General features: G+C 71.9%; 10 protein-coding genes. All 10 read left to right on the forward strand.

What is annotated here, in order from left to right; translation table 11 throughout:
* Nucleotides 1-284 precede the first annotated feature (284 nt).
* A complete protein-coding gene (locus AB0B98_RS28795) occupies nt 285-1,112 on the forward strand; it encodes a shikimate dehydrogenase (RefSeq protein ID WP_357366743.1) in 828 nt (275 codons plus the stop codon).
* Nucleotides 1,113-1,253: 141 nt separating this feature from the next.
* Nucleotides 1,254-1,427 carry a hypothetical protein gene (locus AB0B98_RS28800; RefSeq protein WP_357366653.1) on the forward strand — a complete coding sequence of 58 codons (174 nt, stop codon included), beginning with the start codon at nt 1,254-1,256 and terminating at the stop codon, nt 1,425-1,427.
* 225 nt (nt 1,428-1,652) lie between these two features.
* Nucleotides 1,653-3,359 (forward strand): glycosyl hydrolase, encoded by a 1,707-nt coding sequence (locus AB0B98_RS28805; RefSeq protein WP_238671620.1) that lies wholly within the window; start codon nt 1,653-1,655, stop codon nt 3,357-3,359.
* Between the two features lie 222 nt (nt 3,360-3,581).
* Nucleotides 3,582-5,519 (forward strand): hypothetical protein, encoded by a 1,938-nt coding sequence (locus tag AB0B98_RS28810; RefSeq protein WP_357366655.1) that lies wholly within the window; start codon nt 3,582-3,584, stop codon nt 5,517-5,519.
* Between the two features lie 128 nt (nt 5,520-5,647).
* A complete protein-coding gene (locus AB0B98_RS28815; RefSeq protein WP_357366657.1) occupies nt 5,648-6,166 on the forward strand; it encodes a DapH/DapD/GlmU-related protein in 519 nt (172 codons plus the stop codon).
* Nucleotides 6,159-7,760 (forward strand): lipopolysaccharide biosynthesis protein, encoded by a 1,602-nt coding sequence (locus AB0B98_RS28820; protein WP_357366659.1) that lies wholly within the window; start codon nt 6,159-6,161, stop codon nt 7,758-7,760. Before AB0B98_RS28815 ends, AB0B98_RS28820 begins: the two co-directional genes overlap by 8 nt.
* An 8-nt stretch (nt 7,761-7,768) precedes the next feature.
* Nucleotides 7,769-9,121 carry an O-antigen ligase family protein gene (locus AB0B98_RS28825; RefSeq protein ID WP_357366661.1) on the forward strand — a complete coding sequence of 451 codons (1,353 nt, stop codon included), beginning with the start codon at nt 7,769-7,771 and terminating at the stop codon, nt 9,119-9,121.
* Nucleotides 9,118-10,755: a lipopolysaccharide biosynthesis protein gene (locus tag AB0B98_RS28830; RefSeq protein ID WP_357366664.1), complete on the forward strand. Its 1,638-nt coding sequence runs from the start codon at nt 9,118-9,120 to the stop codon at nt 10,753-10,755. The genes AB0B98_RS28825 and AB0B98_RS28830 overlap by 4 nt, the downstream gene beginning before the upstream one ends.
* A gap of 8 nt (nt 10,756-10,763) precedes the next feature.
* The gene (locus AB0B98_RS28835) at nt 10,764-11,666 is read left to right on the forward strand and encodes a sulfotransferase domain-containing protein (RefSeq protein WP_238671627.1); all 903 of its coding nucleotides are present in this window, start codon (nt 10,764-10,766) and stop codon (nt 11,664-11,666) included.
* Nucleotides 11,663-12,925 (forward strand): hypothetical protein, encoded by a 1,263-nt coding sequence (locus tag AB0B98_RS28840; RefSeq protein WP_357366666.1) that lies wholly within the window; start codon nt 11,663-11,665, stop codon nt 12,923-12,925. The genes AB0B98_RS28835 and AB0B98_RS28840 overlap by 4 nt, the downstream gene beginning before the upstream one ends.
* Nucleotides 12,926-13,095: the final 170 nt, after the last annotated feature.

The raw sequence follows: 13,095 nt of genomic DNA on the forward strand, positions 1-13,095 counted from the left end.
TCACGCCGTGAAGGCTCCCTTCCCACTGCTACCGCAATTATGGTCGCCGCCGGGAAGGGAGTCTTTGTGGTTCAGGTGCCCTTTTTGGTCGGCCCTTCCGTCGCCGAAACTGCTTTTACCAACGTCGATGGGGCGGCATGCGATGACGCGGTCGCCCGGGGTTGCCGCAGAGCCGGTTGCCTGGTGCCCGGGCCGGAGTGCTGGGTACTGTCGATTCCGACGTGCGCGGGAGAGCGGGGAAGTGATGTCGACAGTGACCGGGCCACCGGCCGCGACCGGCGGTGATCGTGTCGATCCGTAGGGCCGCGGTGCTGGGCAAGCCGATCGCGCACTCCCTCTCCCCGGTGATCCACACCGCGGGTTACGTCGCCGCAGGGCTGACCGGGTGGTCGTACACCCGGATCGAGTGCGCGGCGGCGGAGCTGCCGGATCTGGTCGCCGGCCTGGGCCCGGAGTGGGCCGGGTTGTCGGTGACCATGCCGGGCAAGGAGGCCGCGCTCGCCGTGGCCGACGCGGCCTCGCCGGTCGCCGTCGCCGTCGGCGCGGCAAACACGTTGGTACGCCGTCCGGACGGCTCCTGGTACGCGGACAACACCGACGTCGCCGGCATGGTGCGGGTGCTCACCGATGCCGGCGTGACCGCCGGCGCCACCGTCACGGTGCTCGGCGCCGGGGGGACCGCCCGCGCCGCGCTCGCCGCCGCCGCGCAGCTCGCGTGCTCATCGGTGACGGTGGTGGCCCGCCGACCCGAGGCGGTCGACGAGCTGCGCCCGGTGGCCGGCGCGCTCGGTGTCGCGCTGACGTTCGCTCCGTGGGCTGATGCCCCCCGGCAGTTCGTCGCCGCCGACGTGGTCGTCTCCACGGTGCCCAAGGGGGTCGCCGACCCGCTGGCCGGCGCGGTGGCCTGGCGGCCGGGCGCCGTGTACTTCGATGCGCTCTACGACCCGTGGCCGACCCCGTTGGCGACGGCCGCGAACGGGGCCGGCTGCCGGATCGTCTCCGGTCTGGACCTGCTGCTGGCCCAGGCCGTCGGGCAGTTCGAGCAGTTCACCGGCGTGGCCGCGCCGAGGGCGGCGATGGCTGCCGCGCTGACTGCCGCTCGCGCCGGCTGACGGACCGGACAGGCAGCCCAGCCATCGAGGGCGTTGACTGCGAACGGGGTTCCGGGGCGGCGTTTGCGCGCCGGCGGGCCGCGGTACTACTACGCCATGCGGGCGGATGAGCGAACTGAGGGGCCGTACAGCAAGCGCACGATGCGCGTTCTCGGTGCGGCATCCGTCGCACTGAGCATCCTCGTCGTGGTCTGGGGAGCGGTGGAGGTGGCCACCGGCGGCGAGAGCGGTGTCCGGATGATCGTCATCGGGGGGATCTGCGCGGTGGTGACAGCCATCGCCATTCCGCTGGCGATCCGACGCGGTCGCCTGTAGTCGCACCGGCTGGCAGGCCCCAACCCGGGCCGTTGACTCCGCGCGTGCTCCGCGGGCAAGGTGTGTGGCGGGCATCGGTCGCACCTGCGGCCAGCGGCAGTGATTTCCCCGAGGCGTTTCTTAGCTGACGATTAAGACGCGCTTACGGAAAACTGTCCTACCTGCCACATGTCCTGGTCATCGATACGCTGCTCACCGTTACGGACGCAGACACAGGGAGTTTCCTTGACCAGGCACGGACTGCACCGCATCACCCGGTTCCGCTCCGGACCCCGGCGTAAGGCGATTGCCATCGGCGTGGTCGGCGGTTCGGTGGTGGCCGGCATCGTGGCGACGATGATGCCGCTGCTGGCCAGCGACGACCTGTCGATCCGGGCGGCGGCCGACACCACCGCCACCGCTGTCTCACAGGACGGTGACAACGCGGCCAAGTCGACCCTCGCGACCTGCGCGACGCGCTGCGACGGCAACCCGCGCGGTGGCCGCGAGGCGGTCATCGAGTTCGCTGTCACCACGGTGCCGGCCACCGCAGTCAACATCCGGGCGACGCTGCGGGTGCACGCCTGGCAGCAGTTCGCCGCCACGGTGACGGCGCACGCGTCACCGCTGAGCGCCCGCGAGTCGCGGCCGCCGCTGACCTCGGCCGGCGCCGCACTGGACAGCGTGACAAGCGTGTCCAAGGGCGTCAACGAGTGGGACGTCTCCAAGCTGGTCACCGGCAACGGCACCTGGACGGTCTCGTTGGCGCAGAGCGGCCTGGAAAGCCGGATCTACTGGGCGTCGGTCGAGAACCGCAACCCGGACCTGCGACCCAGCCTGCTGATCAGCTACGACCTCGGGTCCCGGCCGTCGCCGGTGACCCCCACCCGGCCGGCACCGCCGCCGTCGCCGAGCGCGTCGCCGACCACCGCCGCGCCGAAGCCGTCGCCGACCATCGCTCCGACCCGGACGGCGACCCCGAGCGCCAGCGGCACCCTCCCGTCCGGCAAGTGTGGGTCCGTCTCGGACAAGCTCGTCCCGTCCTGTGGCGCCTGGTGGGGCATGTACTCGCCCGCCGGGGCGGCCGGTGGCTGGGACCACGGCAAGGCCGTCGTCGACGTGGAGACGCAGGTCGGGCGCAAGTTCGACATCGTGCACCGCTACCACGACTTCTCCAACGCCGGCAGCAATGGCGCCTTCCCCGACATGTACGAGCAGCAGCAGATGCGCGAAGGCCGGTTGATGTTCTTCGCCTGGGAGTCGCGTGACTTCTCCGCCGGCACCACCCTCAAGTGGTCGGACGTCTACGGCGGCAAGCAGGACGACACCATCGACGCGGTCGCGGGCCGGATCAAGGCCGCTGGCGTTCCGGTCTTCATCGGCTTCGACCACGAGCCGGAGGACGAGCCGAACAAGGGCAGCGACGCCGACTTCGTCAGGGCCTGGCGTTACGTCCACCAGCGGTTCGCCAACGCAGGCGCGACGAACGCGGTCTGGGTCTGGACGATGATGGGCTGGTCCGGGCACTACTCGCGGTACGCCGGCCTGTACCCGGGCGACCAGTACGTCGACTGGGTGGCCTACGACCCGTACAACTTCCACGTCTGCAACGGCAGCACTGTGTGGAAGAGCCCGAGCACGACTGTCGGTGGCTTCTACCGGTGGCTGGACGACAACGGCATCGGCGCGGGCAAGCCCCGGATGCTCGCCGAGTTCGGCACCAACTTCAACTCCGCCGACCTGGGCGCGAAGCAGCGCTGGTTCCAGGAGTTCCCGGCGGCGCTGAAGGCGCACCCGAAGATCAAGGCGGCGATCTACTTCAACTCGGCCGGCATGACCAGCCGCACGTCGACCTGCGACATGACGATGAACCACGACGCCTCGGCGGTGGCCGGCTTCGCGAAGGCCGGCCAGGACCCCTACCTGCGGCAACCCACCGGAGGTAACCGCTGACGTTCGAAACGGGCTGACCGGACGGCGGTCGCCGGGGGGTCGGACAACCGATCCTCCGGCGTTCTGTCGGCTTGCGGATTCATGCACCGCCCAATCGGCGGATTTTGTTAACCAGGCTGGACGAGGCACGCTACCTCGGGTTCTCATCCAATCTGGAGGCGCAGCGTGCCCAAACTCTCGCACTTGTGGCGTTTTGCAGGACGACGTCGTACTCGGGCGGGGATGGTCGCGTTGGCGATCATCGCCGCAGCTCTGGGCGTGCCCACTACCGCGTCGGCCGCTGTGGTACCGGTCCCGACCACGGCGACCCTGGTGTCGGCGAACCCCGCCGACGCGACCCCGCACGCCCGAGACGGTGAGACCCGTGCCTTCGCGCAGGTGGGCAACACGGTCTTCGTCGGCGGCAGCTTCACCCAGCTCCGGCAGACCGCGAGTTCTGCGTGGATCACGCAGCGCTACCTCTTCGCGTACGACCGGACCACCGGCACCATGTCGACCACCTTCCTGCCGGTGCTCGACGGCGCTGTCAACACCCTCATCGCCGGTCCCGGCGGCACGCTGATCGTCGGCGGCACCTTCAAGAACGTCAACGGCGTCTCCCGGAAGAACCTGGTGGCGCTCAACCCGTCGACCGGCGCGATCATCGACAGCTGGGTCGGGCGCTCCGACGGCGGCACGGTCCGCGACCTGGCGCTGGACGGCAACTGGCTCTACGTGGCCGGGGCATTCAACTGGCTCAACGGCACCGCGCACGCCGGTCTCGGCCGGCTCAACGCGACCACCGGCGCGATCGACCCGAGCTTCAGCATCGACGCCACTGTGGGACGGCACAGCACCACGTCGTACGTCTGGACCATCGACGTCGCGCCGGACGGCGACACCCTGGTCGTCGGCGGCAACTTCACGCTCGTGAACGACCTGCCGCGCAACCAGATCGCACTGGTGGACGTCTCCGCGACGCCCACGCTGATCGACTGGAGCAGCGACAAGTTCGTCGCGCCGTGCGCGTCACCGGCGACCTTCGTGCACTACGTACAGGACGTGAAGTTCGGCGGCGACGGCACCTGGTTCGTGGTCGGCACCAACGGCGGCGCCGGCTGGCCGTCCGCGTACTGCGACGCCCTGGTCCGCTTCGAGACCGCGGCGCGGGGCGGCGGCCAGCTCGCCACCTGGGTCGACTTCACCGGCAACGACACCATCACCTCAGTCGAGGTGGCGGACAACGTGATCTACCTGGGCGGGCACTTCCGCTGGCTGAACAACCCGAACGCCAGCGACAACGCGGGCGCGGGCGCGATCGACCGGCTCGGCATCGCCGCCGTCACCCCGGCGACCGGTATGCCGGTGAACTGGAACCCGCGCCGCAGCGGCAGCGCGTCGATGCCGTCGGGCACCAGCAGTTGGGGTTCGGCGGTGCCCGTGCTCTGGCGCGGTTCGGACGGCCTCTACTTCGGGCACAACTCCGATGGCATGGGCGAGGAGTACCACGGCCGGCTCGGCATGTTCCCGCTCGCCGGCGGACGGACCTTCACGGCGAAGAACCCGCCGTCGGCCACCACCGGCAACCTCTACCTCGGCACCGCCTCGGGCACCGTGGCGAAGGTGCCGTTCGACGGCACCGCGCTGGGCACCGCCACCAGCGTCAGCCAGCCCGCGTACACGGCGGCCGGCGCGACCTGGCGGGTGGACGACCGGATCTACTGGTCGCACACCGTGGCCGGCACGCCCACCGGCAGTCGGATCGACATCTCGCTCTTCAACGGAGGCGCGATCGGCTCGCCGTGGGAGGCGTCCGGCTACAACGACTGGTACAACCCGGCGTTGCTGACCGGCGCCTTCTTCCTCGACGGCCGGCTCTACTACACCCGTACCGGGGCCAACAACCTCTACTACCGCTACTTCGAGATCGACGGCAACTACCTCGGTGCCACCGAGTTCACCCTGCCGACCACTGGTGTGACCTGGTCCGCGGTGCGGGGCATGGCCTGGGTGGGTGGCCGGATCGTCTACGGCTCCACCGACGGCGCGCTGCGCAGCGTGCCGTTCGACCCGACGGCCGCCCCGACCGCGGTGGTCAACGGCACCACTGCGACAGTCATCAGCAGCGCGACGCCCGAGTTGTCCTGGTCTACCCCATCGACATTCTTCTCCGTACAGTAAGGGTCAACCGTTCGTAACGGAGCATCGGTAGATTGTTCACGTTGGGCCGGTGGCGGGTACCACCGCCGCCGGCCCGCGATGGTGGGGGAGGGTCGTTGCTCGGCGCCGCTGGCATCCGAACGAGACGTGTGGTGCGTCTGGTCTTCGCGGTCAAACGCGGCTGGTATCAGCTCCGTTATCGACGGTTGACGCTTGGTCGGGACGTGGAGATCCGGGGCCGCATCCGGTTGCGGCGTGGTGTGCGGGTGACAATTGGTGACCGCACCCGGTTGAACAAACTCGTCCGCTTCGCCGGCCCCGGCGAGGTACGCGTCGGCGCGGACTGTCTGCTCAACGCCACCTGGATCGGCACCTGGACGTCGGTCACAGTGGGGGACCGGTGCCTCCTGTCGGACTGCGAGTTGCTCGACAACGACTTCCACAACCTGCCCCCCGGGCAGCGGCACGCCCCGCCCGGCCCGCTCACCCGTGCCCCGATCGTTCTCGAGGAGAACGTCTGGGTCGGTGCGCACGCCCTGGTCCTGAAGGGCGTGCGGGTCGGCCGGGACAGCGTCGTCGGCGCGGCGACGGTGGTCCGCACTGACGTACCGCCCGGCGTCGTGGTCGTCGGTAATCCTCAACAGACGGTGAAGAAGTTCCATGACTGATGCAGCGCCCGCCCCCTGGCCCACGGACGGCCCGTCCTCCGGCACCTCCCGTGCCGTGACACTGACCGACCTGCTGCGGGTGCCGATGCACCGGCTGCGGTTGGTGGCGGCGGTCGCCATGGTCGGTCTGCTCGCCGCGCTCGGCTACGTGCTGCTGGTGCCGGCGGCGCTGTCCGCGAGCGCCGTTGTCGCGGTCCGGCCGGTGGTGACCGACGCCTTCACCCCCAGCGGCGCGGGCGCCGACCGCGCGGTCAACATGAACGTGGAGAGCGGCATCGCCACCGGCACCGAGGTGGTGCAGCGGCTCGCCGAGTCGGCCGGCGGCGACCCGCGCGACATCCGTGACGCGCTCGAGGTCGAGGTGCCCACCGGTGGGCAGATCCTGCGCTTCACCTACCAGGCCGGCGAGGCGCACCAGGCCGTGCAGAGCGCCAACATGGCCGCCGAGGCCTACCTGAGCGTGCGTCGCACAATGTACGAGCAGCAGCGCGCCGAGATGCTGCGCTCCTACGACGCCAGCATCACCAAGGTCGCCGCCCAGCAGACCGCCCTGCAGAAGCGGGCGAACACCGCCAAGGACACCGCCGCCGGTGACGCGCTGGTGGCCGAGCTGGCCGGGATCAACAACCAGCTCACCCAGCTCAACGCCGCCCGCACCGAGATCGCGGCGGTCGACGTCAACCCCGGCTGGGTCACCCAGACAGCCGAGAAGGCGCTGGTCACCTCCGCCGGGCACCGGCCGCTCTACCTGGTCGCCGGCCTGCTCGGCGGCGCGCTGATCGGCATCGTGCTGGCGTACCTCTGGGAGTCGACCGACCGGAGGGTCCGCTCGGTCGCCGACGGTCGGGAGGCCTCCGGCCTTCCACTGCTCGGCACCGTACGCCGGCCGGCGTTCCGGGGTAGCCCCCGGGCGGTCGACGCCGACGTCCGGTACGTGGCGATGGCGGTCGCCGAGCGGGTCCGGCAGCCGGCCCGGGTGGCGCTGGTCACCGCCCGGGAGGACGCCACGGCGCTCACCGCCGGGCTCGCTGTGGCGCTCGCCGTGGACGGCCGGGAGGTCTTCGTCGCCGACGACAGCGGACGGATCGAGCGGCTACGGGCCACCGTTCTCGCCGACCGGGGGCGGCTGCCCATCGACCCGTCCCGGCCGCTGGTGCCCAAGCCCCGGCCGGCCGGCAGCACACCACCCGCCGCTGCTGCCGCCACGGAGAGCACGCCCGCCCGTCGGCCCTCCCCGCACCCGCCCGGTGCCCGCCCGTCCACCGACCCCGATGCCACACTCACGCTGCCGAGGGTGTCGTCCGCCCGCCCGGAGAACACTCGCGTCGTCACCCCCGACGAGGTTGTCGTGGGTGTGGGCAGTGTCCGGTTCGGCACCTGGCGGCAGGGCGCGGACCACGGCCTGGTCCTGTTCAACGCACCGCCGGCCGAGTCCGACGAGCGTGGCGTGGCAGTGGCCCGGCAGGGCAGCGCGGTGGTGGTCGTGGAGCGCGACCGCACCCGGCAGAGTGACCTGCGACGCCTGGTGGAGCGGTTGCGCGCCGCCGGGGTCACCCCGCTGGGCTTCGTGCTCACCCGGAACGGCCGGGCCTGAGCGTGTCGGTGACCCGCGCCCCGGCGACCGAACCACCACCCGGAGGCGCTCCCCAGGAGCCAGCGCCGGTGCCGTCGTTCGCGCCGCCGCAACTGCCGCTCTGGCCGCTGTCGATGATGTTCGGCCTGGTGCCGCTCTGGTGGCTGTTCGGCGCGTTCTACCTCGGCTGGCCGCTGCTGGGCGCGCTGCTGTTCGCGTTGCTGCTCACCCGGGGGCGCGTGCCGCTGCCGCCGGCGGCCGGCATCTGGCTGCTCTTCCTCGCCATCGTGGTGGTCAGCGCCACCCAGTTGTCGTCGCCCGCCTCGCTGCTCACGTTCGCCCTGCGGCTGGCCTTCTACCTGACCGCGTTGGTGGTCGGCGTCTACGTCTACGCGGCCGCCCGGGAACGCGCCAGCCTGGTGGCGGTGCTCACCCCGCTCTGCGCGTTCTGGTTCGGGCTGGTGGCGCTGGGCTGGCTCGGGGTGCTCGTGCCCCGGCTGGCCATGACGACCCCGATGGAGATGCTGCTGCCCGGTGGGGTGGCCGGCACCCCGTTCATCCAGGACATGGTGCACCTCACCACCGCTGAATACAGTGCCCGTTCGCTCAACCCGATCTATCGGCCGGCCGCGCCGTTCGCGTACACCAACAACTACGGCAGCGCGTACGCGATGACCCTGCCCTGCGTGGTGGCGTTCGCGATGCTGCGCCGGCAGGGGCTGCTGCGCTGGGCGCTGCTGGCGTCGCTGCCGCTGTCGCTGGCGCCGGCGTTCCTCACCCTCAACCGGGCGATGTTCCTCAGCCTCGGCGCCGGGCTGGCGGTGCTCGGAGTGCGGGCCAGCCTGCGCGGCAACGTCAGGGTGGCCGCGTCCATCGTCGGGGTCGTGGTGATCGGCGGGTTGGCCACGCTGTTCATCCCGATCACCGAGCTGATCAGCAGACGGGTCGACTCCAGCGACACCAACACCGACCGGCTCTCGCTCTACACCGAGGTGATCCGCCGCGTGCAGGAGTCGCCCTGGTTGGGCTACGGCGCTCCGGTGAACGTCGACACCGTGTCGGCGGCCGCGCCGATCGGCACCCAGGGGCAGCTGTGGATGGTGCTGTTCAGCCACGGCGTACCCGCGCTCATCTGCTTCCTGGCGTGGTTCGTCGCCGCGGCGGTGATCTGCGCGCGGGCGACGTCGGCGGCCGGGCAGTGGCTGGCGGTGGTGCCGGTGGTCTGCCTGGTGCAGGTCCCGTTCTACGGCATGGCGAACCAGAACCTGGCTGTCGCGTTCTTCGCTGTGGCCTTCGCGATGGCGCTCACCGAACGCGAACGGCTGACCCGGTTGGCCGGGTCGTCGCCGACGCCCGCGCGGACCGCGCCGGTGCCCGCGTGACCGCCGCGACCCGTCCGTCGGCCGGCGCCGACGAGGGCCGGTCCACGCCCACCCCGGTCGAGGGTCAGGCCGCGCCGTCGCCCGCTGGGGACACCGGCTCCGCCGAGACCCGCCGCAGCGCGCGCAGCGGCGTGGCCGGGCTGCTCGGCGCGGCCACCAGCGGCCTGTTCGGGTTCGTGCTGGCGGTCGTGATCACCCGAAGCTACGGCCCGGCCGGCGCTGGCGCGTTCTTCGCCGCGATCGGGGTGGTCACGGTGGCCACCGCGATCTGCACGCTCGGCGCGGAAACCGGTCTGATGTGGGCTCTGCCGCGCCGCAGCGCCGGTGTGCGCGGTGATGCCGCCCGGGTGCTCCCGGTGGCGCTGATCCCGCCGCTGGTGACCGGGCTGCTGGTCGCCGGCGCGGGCGTGCTGGCCGCCGACGCCCTCGCGCCCCGACTGCTGGGCGGCTCCGGCGCGAGCGGCGGCGCGCTGCTCACCGTCACGTTCGCCGCGGTGCCGGTGGTGGTCACGATGACCCTGCTGCTGGCCGCGCTGCGCTGTGTGCGGCCCATCCGGGCGTACGTCGGGGTGCAGTTCCTGCTGCTGCCGATCGCCCGCCCGGCGCTGGTCGGCGCGGCCGCCCTGGCCGGTGGTGGCCTGCTCGCCGGCATGACCGGCTGGTTGGTGCCGGCGGCGTTGGCGCTGCTGGCCTGTCTCATCCTCGTCGCCGGCCCGCTCGGGCTGGCCCGGGGCGCGACGCTGCGTCCGCGCCGCGCCGACTGGTCCACGTTCTGGCGCTTCGCGCTGCCCCGGGCCGCCTCGGCGGCCATCGACGCCGGCAGCATGTGGGTGGGCGTGCTGCTCACCTCGGTGCTGGCCGGCCCGGCGGACGCCGGTGTGTTCGGCGCCGTCGGCCGGTACGTGCTGGCCGGTCAACTGGCCATGCAGGGGCTGCGGGTGGCGGTGTCGCCGCAGCTGTCCCGGCTGCTCGGGCGGGGCGAGCGGGCCGCGGCGGCGGCGGTGCACCGGCAGTTGACCACCTGGGGGCTGGTGCTGTCCTGGCCGGTGTACCTGCTGCTGGCGGTGTTCGCGCTGGCCTTCCTCCAACTGTTCGGGCCGGAGTTCACCGCCGGTGTGCCGGCGATGACGGTGCTCGCGCTGGCGATGCTCGTCAACACCGGAGTGGGCAACGTGCAGAGCCTGCTCCTGATGGGCGGACGTAGCGGGCTGCACCTGGTCGCCACAGTGGCCGGGTTGACGGTGACCGTCTCGCTGGGCCTCTGGCTCATCCCGCGCTACGGCGCGACGGGCGCGGCGGTGGCCTGGGCGGCCGGCATCGCCACCGAGAACCTCACCGCCGCCGGGTTCGCCCGGTCGGTGGTTCGGGAGCCGCTGTTCGACGCCGCGATGGTGCGTGCCGCGGCGGCCACGATCGCCGGTGTGGGCCTGGCCGCCGGGGCCGGCGTGCTGGTGGGCGGTCGCGGCCTGCCCGGCCTCGCGGTGGCGTTGGCGGTGCTGCTGACCGGCTGCGTCGGCATGTTGACGTTGCCCCGGGTGCGCGCCGGCATCCGGGGGACCATGAGACAGATCCGTGGAGGGGACAACGCGGCCACGGCCGCCGAGCCCACCTCGGCATCGACGAGAGGCAGGTGAGGTTCGGCGTGGTGTCCATCCGTGACCGGGTCAAGCAGTTGGTTCCGACCCAGGTGACCACCCGGGTGAAGGAGTCGCTTGTCGACTACGGCGTTCGCACCAGCGACCGTCGGCCGCTGCCGGACTTCCTGATCATCGGGACCAAACGGGGTGGCACCACCTCCCTGTGGAACTACCTCATCCAGCACCCGTTGGTACCCCGGCTCTTTCCCGCGTGGAACACCAAGTCGGCGCACTACTTCGAGGAGCACTGGGGCCGCGGCGAAGCGTGGTACCGCTCGCATTTCCCGACCGAGCGGCAGCGCGAGGCCCTGGCCAAGCGGCACGGCGGCCCGGTCCGGGTCGGTGAGGCCGCCCCGCTGTACATGTTCCATCCGCTCGCCGCGCAGCGGGTCGCCGGGCTGATGCCGTCGGTGAAGCTCATCGTGCTGCTGCGGGACCCGGTGGAGCGGGCGTACTCGCACTGGAAGGAACGCCGCACCCACGGCATCGAACCACTGGACTTCGCCGCCGCCCTCGCCGCCGAGCCGGAACGCACGGCGGGGGAGCGGGAGCGGTTGATCGCCGAGCCGGAGTCGTTCAGCGAGCCGTACGACTGGTACACGTACCGGGCTCGGGGGCGTTACCTGGAGCACCTGGAGCCGTGGCTGGAGCGCTTCGACCGGGAGCAGATCCTCTTCCTGCCCAGCGAGGATCTGTACAGCGACTCGCGGGCGACCTACCGACGGACCCTGGACTTCCTTGGTCTGCCGGCGTACGACCTGCCCAACTTCAAGGTCTACAACGATCGGCGCTCGGCACCGCTGGAGCCGAACGTGCGCGCTGAGCTGACCGACTACTACCGGCCGTACAACGACGCCCTGCGTCAACGGCTCGGGCTGGACCTCGACTGGGCGGACCGGGCGGCGTGACGACAGGGGTGGGCCCGGCCACCGACCCGCGTTCACGGGTGGACGGCCTGGGTTGGGTGAGCCGCGCGGTCTTCCCGGACGACCGGGTCGGCCTGACAGTGGCCGGCGCCCCGCCGGCCGGTCACCAGGCGGTGGCAAGGTACGCGGTGGTGCCGTCGGTCGCCCGGGCCCGGTTCCTGGTGCCGTTGGGCGCGCCCCGGGCCGGGGCGGCGTCCCTGTTGGCGTACAACGCCCTGCGGCCACCGAAGGTGCGCGCGCTTCGGGCGGTGCTCGGTGGGCTGGCCCGGTTCGGCCGGGTGGGGCTCGCGTCCTTTCCCACGTTGACCGTCTCGGTGCCGGCCGGGGTGCCGGCCGCGGAGCTGCTGCTCAGCGAGCGGCTCTCCGCCGACCTGGGTGACACGCCGCTGCTGGCCGCGTTCGGGGTCCGGCCACCCGACCCGAACGGCAAGCCCACCCTGCAACTCTTCAGTGCCGACGGGCGTCCGCGTGGCTACGCGAAGATCGGCTGGAACGACGCGACCCGCGCGCTGGTCAGCGCGGAGGCGGCGGCGCTGCGGGCGTTGCGCGAGGTGGTCGGCGTCGCCGACCATCCGACGCCGCCGCGGCTGCTCACCGAGACGTCCTGGGCGGGCCAGGTGGTGGCGGTGATCGAGCCGTTGCCCCCGGCGGTACGCGGTGTGCCGGTGGACGACCCGCCCCGGATCGCGGCGTTGCTCGCTGTCGCCCGGCGAGGCGACGGGGCGGGCACGCCTCGACCGCTCGCCGACTCGACGTTCCTGCGCCGGCTGGCCGACCAGGCCGGCCGGGCCGCCGCGACCGAGCCGGCCGGTGCGCGGGCGGTCGCCGCGGTCTCGGCGTTGGCCCGCCGGCATGGCGACACCAGCGTCGAGTTCGGTCACTGGCATGGTGACTGGGTGCCGTGGAACCTGGGCTGGCACGCCGGTCGGTTGGTCGCCTGGGACTGGGAGCACAGCGGGCCGGACGTGCCGGTCGGCTTCGACCTGGCGCACGACGCGTTCCAGCGGGCCCTCGTGCTGCGCGGGGAGCCGGCCGACGTGGCCGCGTCGGCGGTGGACGGATATCTGAACCGGCACGGCGAGCGGCTCGGCCTCGACGCCGCGCAGCGTCGGCTCGTCGCCGACGCGTACCTGGTGGAGATGTGGTTGCGGACGTGGCGGCTGGCCGACGCGGGCGCGGGCTGGAACGCCGCCCTGCATCCCGCACTCTTGGACGTCATCGAGAAAAGACATAGCGGCTGATCTGGAGGAATCGCGGCGGCGACGGTGCGCCGCAGAGTGACGACAAAATCGCAGGTGGTGATGACGATCGATGGACCTCGGACGTTCGGTGCACCGCACCGCCCGCCGTGGAGATCGTCATCTCGGCCGGTCGCGCTATTCAACGACCGGGAATCGTGTGATCTGCTTCA

Source organism: Micromonospora sp. NPDC048947 (genome assembly GCF_040649495.1).
In the GTDB taxonomy this organism is placed as follows: Bacteria; Actinomycetota; Actinomycetes; order Mycobacteriales; family Micromonosporaceae; genus Micromonospora; species Micromonospora alfalfae.